This window comes from Thioclava sp. NS-SX20 (assembly GCF_057380695.1).
On record NZ_CM170816.1, the window covers coordinates 1,614,173 to 1,630,132 of the forward strand.

Here is a 15,960-nt window from a genome sequence, read left to right on the forward strand (position 1 = left end):
CGGCATGCTTAATCGGCAAGACCAATCGCTGGACGCAGGGCAGGATACGACTGCTGTGACGCAGGGTCGCGATGCGACCGCAGCGCCGGAGCAATCCGGCGCTATCGTCATTTCTGTCGATGCTATGGGGGGCGATCATGGCCCTTCCGTCGTGGTCGACGGGGTTGCGCGCGCGTCCAAGAAGTCTCCTGAACTGCGCTTCCTGCTCAACGGCCCCGAAGCGGAGCTTAAAAGCCTCGTCGATGCACGTGGTCTGGGCAAGGTTGTCACCATTCGCCACGCCAGTGATGTGGTGCGGATGGAGGACAAGCCCTCTCAGGTCATGCGCAATGGCAAGGACAGCTCCATGTGGGCCTCCGTCGATGCCGTGCGCGAGAAATCGGCGCAGGTGGCGGTGAGCTGCGGCAATACCGGCGCGCTGATGGCGCTGTCGATGCTGCGCCTGCGCAAGCTGCCGGGCGTGAACCGCCCCGCCATTGCCAGCTTCTGGCCCTCGCAGAATTCTGCGGGCTGGTGCGTCATGCTGGATATGGGCGCCGATATCAAAGCCGATGCGCCCGACCTGCTGACTTATGCGCTGATGGGCAGTTCCTACTGCCGCAATGCACTCAATATCGAGCGCCCGCGTGTGGGGCTGCTGAATGTCGGCACCGAAGAACATAAGGGCCGCGCCGAGCTGAAAGAAGCTTACGGCCTGTGCCGTGATGCGCAGGAGCGCGGTGATTTCGAATTTGTGGGCTTCGTCGAGGGTAGTGACCTGTCCTCCAACAAAGCTGACGTCATTGTGACTGACGGATTTACCGGCAATATCGCCCTGAAAACCGGCGAAGGCACGGCCAAACTGGCCGGTCGCCTGCTGAAAGAGGCGCTGACCTCTTCGGTCTTGTCGAAGCTGGGGGCGATGCTGGCGATGAAGTCGCTCAAACGCCTGTCTGAAAAGATCGATCCGCGCCGCGCCAATGGCGGGGTATTCCTTGGCCTGAACGGCACGGTCGTGAAATCGCATGGCTCTGCCGATGCGCTCGGGGTTGCCGCAGCGATTGATCTGGCGGCCCGTCTTGCGGCGTCCGGTTTTGCCGAAAGGCTCGCGGCGCGGGTTGCAAGTGACATGCCCATTGGGCAGGATGCCGCGCAAGGCGACGCTGCCAATTCTAACAACGAGTAATCGAATGACTATCAGAGCTGTGGTCCGTGGTGTCGGGCATTACCTGCCCGAGCGCATTGTCGAAAATGCCGAATTCGAGACCAAGCTTGAAACGTCGGATGAATGGATCCGCTCGCGCACCGGCATCGAGCGGCGCCATTTCGCCGCCGAAGGCGAGACCACCTCGCAACTGGCGATCAAGGCCGCCGAAGCCGCATTGAAACATGCGGGCATGAGCGTCGAGGATATCGACGCGATTGTCGTGGCGACCTCCACCCCCGATTTCACCTTCCCCTCCGTGGCGACAATGGTGCAGGCGGGGCTCGGCTCGACCCGCGGTTTTGCCTATGACGTGCAGGCGGTCTGTGCGGGTTTCATCTTCGCGCTGACCAATGCCAACGGGCTGATCGTCTCGGGTCAGGCAGAGCGCGTGCTGGTAATCGGGGCCGAGACCTTCTCGCGCATTATGGACTGGGAAGACCGCTCGACCTGCGTGCTGTTCGGGGATGGTGCGGGCGCGCTGATTCTGGAAGCGGCCGAAGGCACCGGCACGGTCAATGACCGTGGCATTCTGGCCTCGGATCTGCACTCGGATGGGCGCTATCGCGAGCTTCTTTATGTCGATGGTGGCGTGTCCAGCACCGGCACCACCGGCCATCTGCGGATGCAGGGCAATCAGGTCTTCCGCCATGCGGTCACCAAACTTGCCCAGACCGCGCATACGGCCTTGGACAAGCTTGGCCTGTCGGGCAATGATGTGGACTGGATCGTGCCGCATCAGGCCAATCTGCGCATCATTTCCGCTACGGCGGAAAAAATGGGCGTTCCGATGGAGCGCGTGGTCGTCACCGTGCAAGATCATGGCAACACCTCGGCTGCCTCCATCCCGCTGGCCCTGTCGGTCGGTGCCTCCGAGGGCAAACTCAAGACCGGCGAGATCGTCGTGGTCGAGGCGATTGGCGGCGGTCTGGCATGGGGTTCGGTGGTTCTGCGCTGGTAAACCGCGCCCAAAATCCGGCAAAACCCGACATTATCTCCGGGGAAAGACCGGCCAAGGCACTGGCGATATTGACTTTGCTGACCGACAGCCCCATCCTTGAGTGAAAATTCTTCTCAGGGGGCGATATGTCCAAAACACTGACCCGTATGGATCTAAGCGAGGCTGTCTTCCGCGAAGTCGGCCTGTCGCGCAATGAATCGGCCCAACTGGTCGAGGATGTGCTACAACATATCTCCGACGCGCTTGTCGCAGGCGAGACGGTAAAGATCTCGTCCTTCGGCACATTCTCCATCCGCGACAAAGCCTCGCGCATGGGTCGCAATCCCAAGACTGGCGAAGAAGTTCCGATCAGCCCGCGTCGGGTGCTGAGCTTCCGCCCCTCCCATCTGATGAAAGACCGTGTGGCCGACGGCAACTCGAACTGATCCGATCAGGTGACCTGCGCCCCCGAATGGGGTGCCTTTAGACAAGCCCGGCCCCAGCAGCGTCCGGGAAAGGAATTGACGAGTCATGGCAAAAGCTGCCGATGCCTTCCGGACGATCTCTGAAACTTCCGAGATCGTTGGCGTCCCATCGCATGTCCTGCGGTTTTGGGAGGGGAAATTCCCACAGGTCAAGCCAACCAAGCGGGCTGGCAACCGCCGCTATTACCGCCCCGATGATATCGCGCTTTTGTCAGGTATCCGCCAGCTTCTGCACGAAGACGGGCTGACCATACGTGGCGTGCAGAAAGTGCTCAAGGAGCAGGGCGTGCGCCATGTCTGCGATCTCGGGCGGCTCCATCTTCCGCCGGACGACGCCCCAGACGCGCCCGTTGCGCAGCCTGCGCCCCCCCTTTCCGACATGCCGCGCGCGGCGCCCCCCCCGTCTTCCGATGCGCCCTTGCCGTGGGATGAAAGTGCCGTGCACGGGACGCAGCCGCTTTCTGCCCCCGAGGCTCCGCCCCCCATGCATCCGCCTCTTGCAGCCCCCGCAGGGAGCCTGCCGGACGCGATGACGGACCCGGACTTCGCGGTGCCCGCACATACGGTTTCTGTCGAGAAGACCGCAGAGCCGGATCACGACGCACCGTCCACACCAGAGCCGCAGGCAGAAGAGGCTCCGGACGCCCCCATATCTCCCCCCGAGACGGAGATTATCGCGTCCGACCTCAACGCGGCTACAGACACTCCCCGCCAGACGGAGCCGCAAGCGGCGTCCGAAGGCGCGCTGCAGCCGCATGACTTTCTGCCCGAGCTGGAACCGGCAGAGGGCGAAGAGGTTATGGACACGCTTCCCGACGCCCCTGCCCAGCCCGCGCACGCCGCCTCGCTCGTCCCCGAGCCAGAGGTGCCGGACGGGCCAAGCTTTGCCGATGTCTGGGAACAGACACCGCTTTTCGCCGACGAGACCGACGCGGATGACGATGACGACATCTCGGCTCTGATCGAGGATGAAGAAGACATCTCTTCCCCCGCGGTTCTTCCCGAGGCGATGGAAACTGCACCCTCGGAACCGGAGGGGGAGGCCGAGGATCAAGACGCACCGGAACAGGCAGCCCCCGAACTGGCAGAGCCGGAGCTGGCAGAGCCGCAAATCGCGCAGCCCCCCGCCCCCCCGCGGCCCAGTGCCGAGCAAAGCGCCGCAGCCCTTGCCACGGTCACCCTGCCCCAAAGCGATGGTGCCGGGGCCGCAGCTTTGCCGCCCACGCGAATCTCGGTGCTGGTGGCCCGTATCTCGACCATCAAGCCCGACCGGATGACCCGCACAGAGCAGGTCGCCCTGTCGCGGGCGGTCGATAAACTGCATGCATTGCGGCGTGAATTGTCGCGCGAAATCCGGCCCTGAAGGGTTTTTCGCCGTCTTCGGGAAAGCAGATGAAAAAAGACGAAAAAATCTTCGATTTCGGTCTTGCGCCCCGCGCCGCTTTCCCTCTATATGCGCCTCATGTCGGGCCATGGCGCAGCCTGGTTAGCGCGTCCGTCTGGGGGACGGAAGGCCGTGAGTTCGAATCTCGCTGGCCCGACCACCGAAACACCCACCCTTCGGGGTGGGTGTTCGCTTATCCGGATCTGCCGAACGGGCCCACCCCCTGCCCGAGCATGACGATGGAGAGCCGCCCATGACCCTTGGTGTTTTGTCCGATACCGCCATCGAGGCGATGATCTCCAAGCAGGAAATCCGTGCCGCAACGCCGGTGATCCCCGAACAGATCCAGCCCGCCAGCCTTGACCTGCGACTTGGCCATGTCGCCTATCGCGTGCGCGCCTCCTTCCTTGCGGGGCGCGGAACCTGCGTGACCGACAAGCTGGCGGATTTCGAGATGCACCGGATGGACCTGTCCAACGGAGCGGTCCTTGAAAAGGGCTGCGTCTATCTGGTGCCCTTGATGGAATCGCTCAGCCTGCCCGAAGGCATCAGCGCGGTGGCCAATGCGAAATCCTCGACCGGACGGCTGGACCTGCTGACCCGCGTCATCACCGATCATGGCACCGAATTCGACCGTATCCCCGATGGCTATCAGGGGCCTCTTTTTGCCGAAATCTGCCCGCGCAGTTTTTCGGTGCTGGTACGGCCCGGAATGCGGCTCAACCAGATCCGCTTCTCGGGCGGTCAGGCGGCGCTTTCGGATGACGAGCTGCGCGCGCTGCATATGGTCGAGCCACTGGTCAGCGGTCAGGCGGTCATCGACCACGGCCTGGGCTTCTCGGTCGATCTGCGTCCCGAGACGGGCGATCTGGTAGGCTACCGCGCCAAGCCCCATACCGGCGTCATCGATCTGGACCGGATCGGGGCCTATAATCCGACCGAGTTCTGGGAAGAGCTACACACCAGCGAAGGCCGTATCATCCTCGACCCCGGTGCGTTCTACATCCTCGTCTCGCGCGAATCTGTGACGATTCCTCCCGATTTTGCTGCCGAGATGGCGCCCTATCTGGCGATGGTGGGCGAGTTCCGTGTGCATTACGCGGGCTTCTTCGACCCGGGGTTCGGACATGGGGCGGCAGGGGGCATCGGCTCGCGCGGGGTGCTGGAAGTCCGTTGCCACGAGGCCCCCTTTGTTCTGGAACACGGGCAGATCGTGGGCCGTCTGGTCTATGAACATATGGCCGAGCGCCCCAAACGCCTTTACGGCGCGGATCTGAAATCGAACTACCAAGGCCAAGGGCTGAAGCTCGCCAAGCATTTCAAGTCATGAGTCCGGCCCGTGGCCTAAGCAAGCACGCTCCAGAAGAGGCGTTCCATATCGCGTGTGCCGCGTTCTTTGCGCCACGCGGCGCGCCTCTGGCGACCCCGCTTGTAACGACGCAGCCCGCTTGTAAAGACGCAGGATGTGCCACACCGGATATGACACACAGAGGGTGCCGCCCTTAGCGGTGCCCCCTAGCGGTGAAACATCCTAAAACCTGCGGCCCAGCTTGGTCATGCGTGCCAAACGGCGTGCATTTCCGGCCATTTTGCGCAGTTGTTGCTGTTTCCTGCGCTCTTCGGGGGTCAACGGCGTATCGTCGTTGCGGCCCTTGCGCGACGCCCTTTCGATGCCTTTGTTGATCCCGTAGTTTATGCCACGCCGCAAAAGCTGGTTGAAGATCATCCGCAGGATCTGCTGCATCGCTCTGGCTCCTATTCCTCGAACATCTCGCTTTGTCCGGCCTGTCCGGTGGCGATATCTTCCTCGTCATCCTCGACCTCCTCGCCCGGCATCCGTCTGCTATCAAGCAATCCGGCGCTGCGAAGTTCCGCAAGAGCGGGCAGATCACGGGCGGATTCGAGGCTGAAATGGTCAAGGAAGCTTTGCGTCACCACAAATGTCACCGGACGGCCCGGCGTCATCCGCCGTCGCCCGAAACGGATCCAGTCGAGCTCCAGCAGCAGATCAAGGGTCCCGCGCGAGACAGCCACCCCCCTGATCTCCTCGATTTCGGCGCGGGTGACCGGCTGGTGATAGGCGATAATCGCCAGGGTCTCGGTAGCGGCCCGCGAGAGTTTGCGCTGCTCCACCGTTTCCTTGTGCAGCAGGAAGGACATATCGGGGGCGGTGCGCATCGCCCAGCCTTCCCCCACCCGCACGACCTGCACGCCACGCCCCTCATAACGGGCGCGCACGTTTTCCAGCGCCTCGCGCGGGTCGGACCCTACGGGCATGCGCGATTGCATCTCGCGCGTGGTGATCGGCTCGGGGGTGGCAAACAGCATCGCCTCCACCATGCGCTCCTGTGCCTCCATCGCGGGGGCGGAAAACAGCTGCGGCTCGCGCTCTTCGGCGGAAACGGTTTCTACAGGATCACTCATGATGTTTTCCGGATAGAGATGGGGGAAAAGGTTTCGGATTGCCGCAGCTCGACCACGCCCTGTTTGGCAAGTTCCAGCGACGCCGCAAAGGTGGCCGCCGTGGCCGAGCGCCTGCGCGCAGGGTCCACCCGCCAGCTTTCGGGCAGGTAGCTTGACAGATCCATCCACTCGCCCGCATAGCCCAGCAGGTCGCGGAGCTGTTCAAGCGCCTGTTCCATCGTAAAGATATTGCGCCGGTCAAAGGCATAGGGGCGGAATTCGTCGCGGGTGCGCACGCGCGAATAGGCGCGCATCAGATCCATCAGCGTGGCGGAATAGGTGATCTTTTTCACCCGTACCACCTCTTCGGAAATCCCGCGGGCAAAGACGTCCCTGCCCAGTTGGTCACGCGCCATCAACTGCGCTGCGGCATCGCGCATCGCTTCCAGCCGTTCCAGCTGGAAGGCCAGATGCGCGGCCATATCCTCGGCAGAGGGGCCCTCGGCATCGGGTTCGGGCGGCAGCAAAAGGCGCGATTTCAGATAGGCCAGCCACGCCGCCATCACCAGATAATCGGCGGCCAGTTCGATCCGTAACGCGCGTGCATGGTCGACAAAGGCCAGATATTGCTCGGCCAGCGCCAGCACGGAGATCTTGCGCAGATCCACCTTCTGGCTGCGGGACAATGTCAGCAACAGATCAAGCGGGCCTTCGAAGCCGTTGACATCAATGATCAGCGCCTCGGCAGCCAGACGGTCAGCCACGCGGCCATCTTGCGATTTCGGACGATCGGCCATCAGACCTCGCTTGCCTGCAATACGCCTTCCAGTTCCCGTTCAAGGGCTGCGATATCGGCAGGCTCGGGCGGCCCCCGCCGCGCAAGCGCCGCTGCCGCCCGTGCAGAGGCGGCTTCGGACATTGCCCCCGCCCCGAGAACGGCGTCTTCCATCTCGGCCATATCCCCGTTGCAATGCAGCGCCACATCACAGCCTGCCGCCATCGTGGCCTCGGCCCGCTGGCGGATGCCGCCCGACAGCGCCTGCATCGACAGGTCATCCGACATCAGCAGCCCGTCAAAGCCGATCACCTGCCGGATCAGGTCCACCATCACCGGCGACTGGGTCGCGGGCGCATCATCGAAGGCGGCAAAACGGATATGGGCGGTCATCGCCATCGGCATATCGCGCAGCGGCTGGAAGGCGGCGAAATCATGGGTCAGCAGATCCTCGGCGCAGGCCTCGACCAGCGGCAGATCCTTGTGACTGTCCGCCATTGCCCGACCATGCCCCGGAATATGCTTGATAATCGGCAACACGCCCCCGGCCAGAAACCCCAAAGCGGTCGCGCGGGCATTGCGGGCCACGGTTGCGGCATCCTCGCCCAGACAGCGGTTGCGCAGGAAAGGATGGGTCTGCGGCCCCGCAATATCGCAGCAGGGCGCGCAATTCGCATCAATCCCCACGGCGCGCAATTCATCGGCCATGATCCGCGCCCGCAGCCAGAAGCCGCGCTCGGGGTCGGGCCGCTGCGCCTGTTCCAGAGGCGGCAGCCATTCGCGCCAATGCGGGGCGCGCAGACGTTGCACCCGCCCGCCCTCCTGGTCGATCAGCACCGGCGCGTCCCGCCCCACGGCCTCGCGCAGATCCGCCGTCAGACGGCGCAGCTGTTCGGGTGTGTCGATATTGCGCGCGAACAGGATAAATCCCCAAGGCTGGACGGCGCGGAAAAAAGCGCGCTCCCGCGCGGTCAGGGTCAGCCCCGACAGACCGAGAATCGTTGCCGAGCTCATCAGCGCACCGTCGCCGGAATACAGGATGCCCCCTCGGCCACAAGGGCCGCACAGAACTGACGGGCCTGTGCCAGATCCTCGAAGCCCTGCACACGCAGGCGGTAGAAGGTACGCCCCCCCGCCGTCGCTTCCTGTATCACACGTTTCTTGCCATCCATTAGGGGCCCGAATTTGGTCACCACGCGGTCCCAGTCCTTCCGCGCCTCATCGGCACTTTGATAGGTATTCAACTGCACAAGACGCGTCCCCGCCGGCAGGCTCGCCGCATCGATTTCCACCGGCCCCTCGCTTTCGCTGGGGGTCGAGGCATCGGCCCCGCCACCAAACGAGGCTGCCACCGCCTCCGCCACCAGATCACGCGCAGGGCGCAGCATCGGACGCGGCGAGCGGATCACGCCCGGAATCGTCTGAGAAATCGCCTCTGGCGAAGGCGGTGCCACCGCGCCATCGTCGCCCGTTCCATCGGCATCATCGACGACCAAAGCGTTACTGTCGGAATTGGTCAGGCTATCGGCAGTGGCCTCGTCCACCGCCCCCGGGGCGGCAAGCGATTGAGTCGCGGCCTGCATCTCGGGGGTGGGCCGGGCATTGCTGTCGGGCACCGGCACCACAATGGTCTCGGGCGTCTCGTCGGTTTCCATCGGCGCGGTCGCGGCATCAATGGGCTTGAGATCGGACATCGCCTTGTCATCATCGCTCAGACCGGCTTCGGCGGGGGCCAATGTCACCCGTTCGGGGGCAGGCGCGGCCACGCCGGTTCCCGCCACACCATTGACCGAAAGCCCCACATGTTCGGCCAGTTCGCCACCCGGATCTTCGGGGGCCACGCGCGACGGACCCTCCATCGCCTTGATGACCGGCACGCCCTGAATATCGCGCATCGCCAGCTTGTAGCCCCAGACGACGACGCCCAGAATCAGCGCGACAGATGTTGCCGCCCCCGCCAGATTGACCCAGCGCTGGAACGGATTGGGGCGTAAGGCGGGTTCGTCATCGTCAAAGACCTCCGCCCCGTAACGCGGATCAAACCCGCCTGCGGTCGAGGGATGCGGCTGATTGGCGTAATTCGGGGTAAAGCCCCGTGCGGAACCGGCCACCGATGCGCCGGAGGCAACAGCCGCTGCGGCAGGGGCTTCTGGCGTGTAGGCCGGTGCGGGTTCGGCCCATGCCTCGGGATCTTCTTCCGCGATGAAATCGTGATCGTCAGGCTGGCGGTGCGGGCGATAGGCCCCGAATTCCAGTGCCTCGTCCTCCACGTCATAATCACCGCGCGGCACAAAGGCCTGACTGGGCATGAAAAAGCTCGACTCGCCCGAAGGGTCGGAGGAATCGCGCCGCTTCTTGCCAACCGAAGGCGCAAGATAGCTGGACGAGCGCCGCCGTGGGCGCCCCCCCTCATTGCCGGATGCCTCCTCTTCAAAGGACGCATCCTCCCCTTCGAAGGGTCTGTGAAAGACTGCCATTATCCGCCTCGCCGCCGGTTTCCCGGTCCACTACCTTCTATTCCGGCGGCGTGCGTTTTAGCGCATCTCTTCAGCCGGAGTGACGCCAAGGATACCAAGTCCGGCAGAAATCACAACCGCCGTGGCGCGTGCCAATGTGATTCGTGCAGCGGTTGCGGCCTCGTCCCCCTCCTGGAAGAAACGCAGCTCGGGCTTGTCATTGCCACGGTTCCACAGGCTATGCAGATCGGAGGCCAGCTCGTAGAGGAAGAAGGCCACGCGGTGCGGCTCATTGGCACGCGCCGCGATTTCCACCAGACGCGGCCATTCCGCGATCTTGCGCGCCAGCACTTGCTGGGCGGCATCGTCCAGCATGATATCCACCTCGGCCAGCTTGGAATCATTGAGATCCCAACCGGCATCACGCGCCTTACGCAGCACCGAGCACACCCGTGCATGCGCATATTGCACGTAGAACACGGGGTTGTCTTTCGACTGCTCCAGCACCTTGTCGAAGTCGAAATCAAGGGCTGCGTCATTCTTGCGGGTCAGCATATGGAAGCGGGTCACATCGGCGCCCGCCTGCTCGACCACATCGCGCAGAGTGACAAAGGTGCCCGCACGTTTGGACATCTTGAAGGGCTCGCCGTTCTTGAACAGCTTCACCAGCTGGATCAGCTTGATATCCAGCGGCACCTTGCGGTCGGACAAAGCCGCCACAGCCGCTTTCATCCGCTTGACATAGCCGCCATGGTCGGCGCCGAAGACGTCGATCAGCATGTCATAGCCACGCTCGACCTTGGTCCAGTGATAGGCGATATCGGGGGCGAAATAGGTCCAGCTGCCGTCGGATTTCTTCACCGGACGGTCAACATCATCCCCGAATTGGGTCGATTTGAACAGCGTCTGCTCGCGCTCTTCCCAATCTTCGGGCAGCTTGCCTTTCGGCGGCTCCAGCACGCCTTCGTAGATCAGGCCCAGATCTTCCAGACGCTTCAACGCGCCTTCAATCTGCCCCGTGCCATAAAGCGATTTTTCCGAATAGAAGACATCCATCTTCACACCCAGCGACGCCAGATCGCCGCGGATCATCTCCATCATCGCTTCGGTGGCGAATTCGCGGATATCCTCAAGCCAGTATTGCTCGCCCTTATCCAGCAGGCTGTCGCCGTATTTGTCCTTCAGCGCCTGACCCACGGGGATCAGGTAATCGCCGGGATACAGCCCCTCGCGGATCTCGGGCTCCTGACCGCAGGCCTCGCGGTAACGCTCATAGGCGGAGCGCGCCAGAACATCGACCTGAGCGCCGCCATCATTGATGTAATATTCGCGCGTCACATCATAACCCGCGAAATCCAGCAGGCTGCAAAGCGCATCACCGAAGATCGCGCCACGGGTATGGCCCACATGCATCGGACCGGTCGGATTGGCCGAAACATATTCGACATTGACCTTCAGACCTTTGCCCAGATCGGCACGCCCGAAATCAGCGCCGGCTTTCAGCGCCGCACGCGCCACATCGCCCCAGACCGATCCCTCAAGACGCAGGTTCAAAAAGCCCGGGCCTGCCACTTCGGCAGAGGTCACGCGCGGCTCATCGCGCAGCTTGGCCGCCAGCGCCTCGGCCAGATCGCGGGGCTTGGCGCCTGCGGGCTTGGCCAGCACCATCGCGGCATTGGTCGCCATATCGCCATGCAGCGGATCACGCGGCGGCTCGACAGTGACATTGCTCAGGTCCAGCCCCTCGGGGAGCGTGCCTTCCTTCGACATCTCGTTCAGCGCGTTGATCACGACCGCGCGGATATTGGCAAACAGGTTCATCTGGGTCTTCCTCTGGTTGCCTCTCCACTGCCAGAGGCGGGGCATAAGGTCAACTGCTGCGGCTGGGCCGCGCGGCTTTTGCGGCGATCTTTAGGCCGTCACAGCCCTCAGGGCAACGGTGCCACTGGTCCGGGCGGGGCATCGGGCCGGTCGCCCCCCTCGGGTACAGACTGGCGCGCGGGGTCCTCCGATCCCGCATCGGGCGATCCGGCATCGGGCGATCCGGCATCGGGCGGCAAAAGCGCCAGAATCCGCATCCCCGCATCGGCTTTCATCTCCTCGCCATTATCGACAAACCCGATCTCGCCGCGCGGCGAAATCCGCAGGATGGGCACCGCCATCGGACGCCGTTCGCGCCATTGCGCCAGCGTGAACTCCTCGGTCAGGCGGGTCACACGGAAGCTCCAGCCCTCACGCTCCATATCGCGGAAGGTTTCAAAACTGCGCCCTCCGCCAAAGGGCTGCCCGCCCAGTTGCGTGGGCAGCGCATGACGGCGCTGGTCTTCTTTCTGCCGCGCCACCTGCCAGACATGGGCGCGGCCAAGCTCGGCGCCAAGGTCGGTGCAGACCAGCGTGTTATAGGCATCGTTATCGGTGACCGCCAGAACGTTGGAATAGGCCAGACGTTCAATCGTGTCTTCCGCCGCCTCGCCCAGAATATCGCCATAGAAGGTCTTCAGCCCCTCCGCACGGGCACGGATCAGATGCTGGTGGTTCGGGTCGGCAATCAGCACCGGCACATCGGCTTTTTGCAACGCCTCACCCAGACGGGTGGAAAACCGCGAGCCGCCCACGATCAGCACCCCCGGTTTATCGGTGTCCGCAAGTCCCAGAAACCGCGCCAGCGGGGCCAGCGTAAAGCCATGCAGCACCACCGTGACCGTCACCAGCAGGAAAGCCAGAGGCGCGATCAGGGCCCCATCCTCCACTCCCGCATCGGCCAAGCGCTGGCCAAACAGCCCCGCCACCGCCACCAGAACCACCCCGCGCGGACCGGTCAGCGCGATGAACAGCCGCTCTTTCCACGCGATCGTCGTCCCCATGAGCGACAGAAGCACCGTGGCCGGACGCGCAATCCCCACAACCGCGATGATAAAGCCCGCCGCGCGCCAGTCGAGCATCGCCAGCTGCGACAGGTCCAGACTGGCCGCAAGCAGGATGAACACCCCCGACACCAGCAGCACCGTGGCATGTTCCTTGAAACGGCGCAGCTCTGTATAGGCGGGCAGATCGGCATTGCCGATCACCAGCCCCATCGCCGTCACCGCCAGAAGCCCGCTTTCATGCAAGATGGTATCGGCCAGCGCGAAGGTCATCAGCAACCCCACAAACAGCACCGGCACCTTCATGAATTCGGGCACCCTGCCGCCCTGAAACGCCCAGACCGTCGCGCGCCCCGCCGCAAGCCCCAGCGCCAGAGCGAACAGAATGCCGAAACCGGTCTCCAGCGCGGCTTTCGACAATGCCAGATCGGCATGGAACACCAGCACCACACCATAGGCCAGCACCGCCGCCAGCGCCCCGATCGGGTCGTTCACGATGGCTTCCCATTGCAGAAGCTGCGCCGGTCGCCGCGCCAGCCGTGCCGAGCGTAAGAGCGGCGCGATCACCGTGGGGCCCGTCACGATCATGATGCCCCCAAACACGGCTGCACTTTCCCACGACAGATCCGCCGCCAAGCGCAGCGCCAGCGTCGACATCAGCCAGCCCAGAGGCGCGCCGATCAGCACCAGCCGCATCACCCCCGCACGGGCATCGCCCAGCCGGTGCAGATCAAGCGACATGCCCCCCTCGAAAAGGATCACCGCCACCGCAAGACTGATCAGCGGGCCGGTCAGGTCTCCGAAATCGCGCATCGGGTCCACCAGACCTGTCACCGGCCCGACCAGAACCCCTGCAATCAGCATGAATACGATGGCGGGCAGGCGCAGACGCCACGCCAGCCATTGCGCCCCCACTCCAACGATCCCCACAAGGGCGAAGGCCATGACAGGCCCCAGACCGGCGGCCTGATGCACTGCCTGCGTTGCGATCTCTTGCGCCATTCCCTAGGCCCTTTACAAACTGAAGCATCCTGAACCGAAGAACCGGCACAGCTGACAGAACCGCCGCGCCCTGTTCCCGACATTTGAACCCGCCCCGCCAAAGGTCAATATCGGCCCCGATCCGCGCGGCAAGAAAGCCGTTTCGGGGCTGTCGCGCCGCCCGTTTGCGGTAAAATGCGGGCATTTGCCATGCCAAACCCCGTTTACATTGACCTTTTGCAGAAATTCGGCTAGTGCAGCGCCATCCCGCAATCCGGCGGGACAGTAGCCGGGGCGCCTGAACAACCGCGTCCCTTTTTTCTGCAGACCTCCTCTGCTGTGATCAGGACGCGTATGACCAAGTTTTCCGAGCTGAAACTCGACCCCAAGGTTCTTCTTGCCATCGAAGAGGCGGGCTATACCTCGCCCACCCCGATTCAGGAAAAAGCGATTCCCCCTGCCCTTGAAGGCAAGGATGTTCTGGGAATTGCACAGACCGGTACCGGCAAGACCGCGTCCTTCACCCTGCCGATGCTGACCCGCCTGCGCCGTGGCCGTGCCCGCGCGCGGATGCCGCGTTCGCTGGTGCTGGCACCGACGCGCGAACTGGCCGCTCAGGTCGCGGAGAATTTCGACCTTTACGCCAAGCACACCAAACTGACCCGCGCCCTGCTGATCGGTGGCGTGGCCTTTGGCGAACAGGACAAGCTGATCGACAAGGGCGTGGACGTGCTGATTGCCACCCCGGGCCGCCTGCTGGACCATTTCGAACGCGGCAAGCTGATTCTGACCGATGTGAAGGTGATGGTCGTCGACGAGGCCGACCGCATGCTGGATATGGGCTTCATTCCCGATATCGAGCGCATCTTCCAGCTGACCCCCTTCACCCGCCAGACGCTGTTCTTCTCGGCAACGATGGCCCCCGAGATCGAACGGATCACCAATACCTTCCTGCAGGCGCCGGTGCGTGTGGAAGTGGCCCGTCAGGCCACCACCTCGCAGAACATCACCCAGAAGCTGGTGGAAATCACCCCGCCGCGTAAGGACCAATCCGCCAAGACCAAACGCGAGCTGCTGCGCGCGCTGATCACGGCTGAAGGCGATAAGCTGGATAACGGCATCGTCTTCTGCAACCGCAAGACAGATGTGGATATCGTGTCGAAATCGTTGCAGAAATACGGGTTTGACGCACAGCCGATCCACGGCGATCTGGACCAGTCGCAGCGCACGCGCACGCTGGAGAATTTCCGCGATGGCAAGCTGAAGATCCTTGTGGCGTCGGATGTGGCCGCCCGCGGTCTGGATGTGCCCAGCGTCAGCCATGTGTTCAACTATGACCTGCCGATGCATGCCGAAGACTATGTGCACCGCATCGGGCGCACGGGCCGCGCGGGCCGCCATGGCACCGCTGTGTCGCTGGCAACGCCCTATGACGAGAAATTCCTCAGCCAGATCGAGGAACTGGTCAAGATGACCCTGCCCCGTGCAGAGATCCCCGAAGGGTTCGAGCTTTCGGAAGCCGCAAGTCAGGCCCCGCGTCCGCGCAATGACCGCGGGGGCCGCACCGGCACGCGCCGCGAACGTGATCGCGACCGCAAGCGTCCGGTGCCTGACCACGGTCAGGAAGCCTCGAAAGAGCCGATCAAGCAATCCGGCGAAGCCTCTGCCAAGCCGGAGCGCGCCAAGGCCGAGCGCAAGGAAGACGCCCCGCGTATCGAGGATACGCAGGCCCGCGCCCCGCGCCACGAACATCCCCGCGCACACCCCCGCGAGCAGGACCGTCCCAACACGGATCGCAATGGCTCGGACCGCTATCGCCGCAACCGTCGGGATGACGGTCCCGATGTGGTGGGCATGGGCGATCATGTGCCGGAATTCCTGTTGCGGGAATTCGTGATTTCGCGCCCGACGCCCGAGGATACCGAGGACGAGACCGAGGTTGTGGCACAGACTGCGACCGATACCGTCGAAACGGTCAAAGAGGCACCGGCGGAAAAGCCCGCCCGTTCGCGCCGTCGCAAATCTCCGGCGAAGAAGGCCGAGGACGCCTCGACCGAGGCAGCCGCGACCGCTGCGCCCACCGCAGAAGAGGTGTCGGCTGACGCCACAGGGGACGACAAGGCGCCCGCAGCCGAGCCGTCGGCTGCGCCTGCCCCCGCGGGTGTCGCGGACGCTGCGGCCGAAACGGCGTCTGTGCCCGCTGACGACGCGCCGACAGCGCAGGAGCCCGCGCCTGTCGGCGCTCCGGTCGTCTCGGCTGCCGAAGACGAAGCCGCGGCAGAGGCGCCCGAAAAGCCCAAACGTGCCACCCGTGCGCGCGCCAAAACCGCAAAGCCGAAGACCACCAAGGCCAAAACGACCACGACGCGCACGCGCAAGAAAAAAGTGGACGAGGCGGCGGCAGGGGAGCCTGCCACGGACACAGGCGCAGAGGCTCCCGCCGCTGAAACCACAGTGCCGGGGGACGAGGCCTGAGGCCCGACCCAATA

General features: G+C 63.8%; 13 protein-coding genes and 1 tRNA gene. 7 read left to right on the forward strand and 7 right to left on the reverse strand.

The features are described 5' to 3' along the window. Nucleotides 1-124: 124 nt before the first annotated feature. The 6 genes from plsX to AC2ISB_RS07900 all read left to right on the forward strand — a co-directional run bounded on the left by plsX (nt 125) and on the right by AC2ISB_RS07900 (nt 5,322). Nucleotides 125-1,165: a phosphate acyltransferase PlsX gene (plsX, locus tag AC2ISB_RS07875; RefSeq protein ID WP_406721675.1), complete on the forward strand. Its 1,041-nt coding sequence runs from the start codon at nt 125-127 to the stop codon at nt 1,163-1,165. Between the two features lie 4 nt (nt 1,166-1,169). Further along, nucleotides 1,170-2,144, forward strand: a complete 975-nt coding sequence (locus tag AC2ISB_RS07880; protein ID WP_339107685.1) for a beta-ketoacyl-ACP synthase III — start codon at nt 1,170-1,172, stop codon at nt 2,142-2,144. Nucleotides 2,145-2,269: 125 nt separating this feature from the next. Continuing rightward, nucleotides 2,270-2,569, forward strand: coding sequence for an integration host factor subunit alpha (gene ihfA, locus AC2ISB_RS07885; RefSeq protein WP_339107686.1), 300 nt, complete (start codon nt 2,270-2,272; stop codon nt 2,567-2,569). Nucleotides 2,570-2,654: 85 nt separating this feature from the next. Next, nucleotides 2,655-3,971 carry a MerR family transcriptional regulator gene (locus tag AC2ISB_RS07890; RefSeq protein ID WP_486574659.1) on the forward strand — a complete coding sequence of 439 codons (1,317 nt, stop codon included), beginning with the start codon at nt 2,655-2,657 and terminating at the stop codon, nt 3,969-3,971. 103 nt (nt 3,972-4,074) lie between these two features. After that, nucleotides 4,075-4,152, forward strand: a tRNA-Pro gene (locus AC2ISB_RS07895). Nucleotides 4,153-4,245: 93 nt separating this feature from the next. After that, nucleotides 4,246-5,322: a 2'-deoxycytidine 5'-triphosphate deaminase gene (locus AC2ISB_RS07900; protein WP_339107688.1), complete on the forward strand. Its 1,077-nt coding sequence runs from the start codon at nt 4,246-4,248 to the stop codon at nt 5,320-5,322. A 201-nt stretch (nt 5,323-5,523) separates the two neighbouring features. Here AC2ISB_RS07900 and AC2ISB_RS07905 read toward each other — a convergent pair whose 3' ends face one another. From AC2ISB_RS07905 to AC2ISB_RS07935, 7 genes are all read right to left on the reverse strand, one after another. Next, complete coding sequence (locus tag AC2ISB_RS07905) at nt 5,524-5,736, reverse strand: hypothetical protein (protein WP_339107689.1); 213 nt, start codon at nt 5,734-5,736, stop codon at nt 5,524-5,526. An 11-nt stretch (nt 5,737-5,747) separates the two neighbouring features. Beyond that, on the reverse strand, nt 5,748-6,416 hold the full coding sequence (gene scpB, locus AC2ISB_RS07910) for an SMC-Scp complex subunit ScpB (RefSeq protein WP_339107690.1): 669 nt from the start codon (nt 6,414-6,416) through the stop codon (nt 5,748-5,750). Further along, complete coding sequence (locus AC2ISB_RS07915; RefSeq protein ID WP_339107691.1) at nt 6,413-7,192, reverse strand: segregation and condensation protein A; 780 nt, start codon at nt 7,190-7,192, stop codon at nt 6,413-6,415. The genes scpB and AC2ISB_RS07915 overlap by 4 nt, the downstream gene beginning before the upstream one ends. Next, nucleotides 7,192-8,184, reverse strand: a complete 993-nt coding sequence (locus tag AC2ISB_RS07920; RefSeq protein ID WP_339107692.1) for a glycoside hydrolase family 3 N-terminal domain-containing protein — start codon at nt 8,182-8,184, stop codon at nt 7,192-7,194. Before AC2ISB_RS07920 ends, AC2ISB_RS07915 begins: the two co-directional genes overlap by 1 nt. Beyond that, nucleotides 8,184-9,647 (reverse strand): SPOR domain-containing protein, encoded by a 1,464-nt coding sequence (locus tag AC2ISB_RS07925; RefSeq protein ID WP_486574660.1) that lies wholly within the window; start codon nt 9,645-9,647, stop codon nt 8,184-8,186. The genes AC2ISB_RS07920 and AC2ISB_RS07925 overlap by 1 nt, the downstream gene beginning before the upstream one ends. A gap of 57 nt (nt 9,648-9,704) precedes the next feature. Beyond that, nucleotides 9,705-11,447 (reverse strand): arginine--tRNA ligase, encoded by a 1,743-nt coding sequence (gene argS, locus AC2ISB_RS07930; RefSeq protein WP_486574661.1) that lies wholly within the window; start codon nt 11,445-11,447, stop codon nt 9,705-9,707. A 107-nt stretch (nt 11,448-11,554) separates the two neighbouring features. Beyond that, nucleotides 11,555-13,492, reverse strand: coding sequence for a cation:proton antiporter (locus tag AC2ISB_RS07935; RefSeq protein ID WP_486574662.1), 1,938 nt, complete (start codon nt 13,490-13,492; stop codon nt 11,555-11,557). Nucleotides 13,493-13,825: 333 nt separating this feature from the next. Between AC2ISB_RS07935 and AC2ISB_RS07940 the strand changes: the two genes are divergently transcribed. Further along, nucleotides 13,826-15,946 carry a DEAD/DEAH box helicase gene (locus tag AC2ISB_RS07940; RefSeq protein WP_486574663.1) on the forward strand — a complete coding sequence of 707 codons (2,121 nt, stop codon included), beginning with the start codon at nt 13,826-13,828 and terminating at the stop codon, nt 15,944-15,946. Nucleotides 15,947-15,960: the final 14 nt, after the last annotated feature.

Bases quoted from the DNA above. Each gene is read 5' to 3' on its own strand.
- scpB (WP_339107690.1), bottom strand. From the start codon at position 6,416: ATGAGTGATCCTGTAGAAACCGTTTCCGCCGAAGAGCGCGAGCCGCAG.
- AC2ISB_RS07880 (WP_339107685.1), top strand. From the start codon at position 1,170: ATGACTATCAGAGCTGTGGTCCGTGGTGTCGGGCATTACCTGCCCGAG.
- AC2ISB_RS07890 (WP_486574659.1), top strand. From the start codon at position 2,655: ATGGCAAAAGCTGCCGATGCCTTCCGGACGATCTCTGAAACTTCCGAG.
- AC2ISB_RS07915 (WP_339107691.1), bottom strand. From the start codon at position 7,192: ATGGCCGATCGTCCGAAATCGCAAGATGGCCGCGTGGCTGACCGTCTG.
- AC2ISB_RS07920 (WP_339107692.1), bottom strand. From the start codon at position 8,184: ATGAGCTCGGCAACGATTCTCGGTCTGTCGGGGCTGACCCTGACCGCG.
- AC2ISB_RS07900 (WP_339107688.1), top strand. From the start codon at position 4,246: ATGACCCTTGGTGTTTTGTCCGATACCGCCATCGAGGCGATGATCTCC.
- plsX (WP_406721675.1), top strand. From the start codon at position 125: ATGGGGGGCGATCATGGCCCTTCCGTCGTGGTCGACGGGGTTGCGCGC.
- AC2ISB_RS07935 (WP_486574662.1), bottom strand. From the start codon at position 13,492: ATGGCGCAAGAGATCGCAACGCAGGCAGTGCATCAGGCCGCCGGTCTG.
- AC2ISB_RS07905 (WP_339107689.1), bottom strand. From the start codon at position 5,736: ATGCAGCAGATCCTGCGGATGATCTTCAACCAGCTTTTGCGGCGTGGC.
- AC2ISB_RS07940 (WP_486574663.1), top strand. From the start codon at position 13,826: ATGACCAAGTTTTCCGAGCTGAAACTCGACCCCAAGGTTCTTCTTGCC.
- AC2ISB_RS07925 (WP_486574660.1), bottom strand. From the start codon at position 9,647: ATGGCAGTCTTTCACAGACCCTTCGAAGGGGAGGATGCGTCCTTTGAA.
- ihfA (WP_339107686.1), top strand. From the start codon at position 2,270: ATGTCCAAAACACTGACCCGTATGGATCTAAGCGAGGCTGTCTTCCGC.
- argS (WP_486574661.1), bottom strand. From the start codon at position 11,447: ATGAACCTGTTTGCCAATATCCGCGCGGTCGTGATCAACGCGCTGAAC.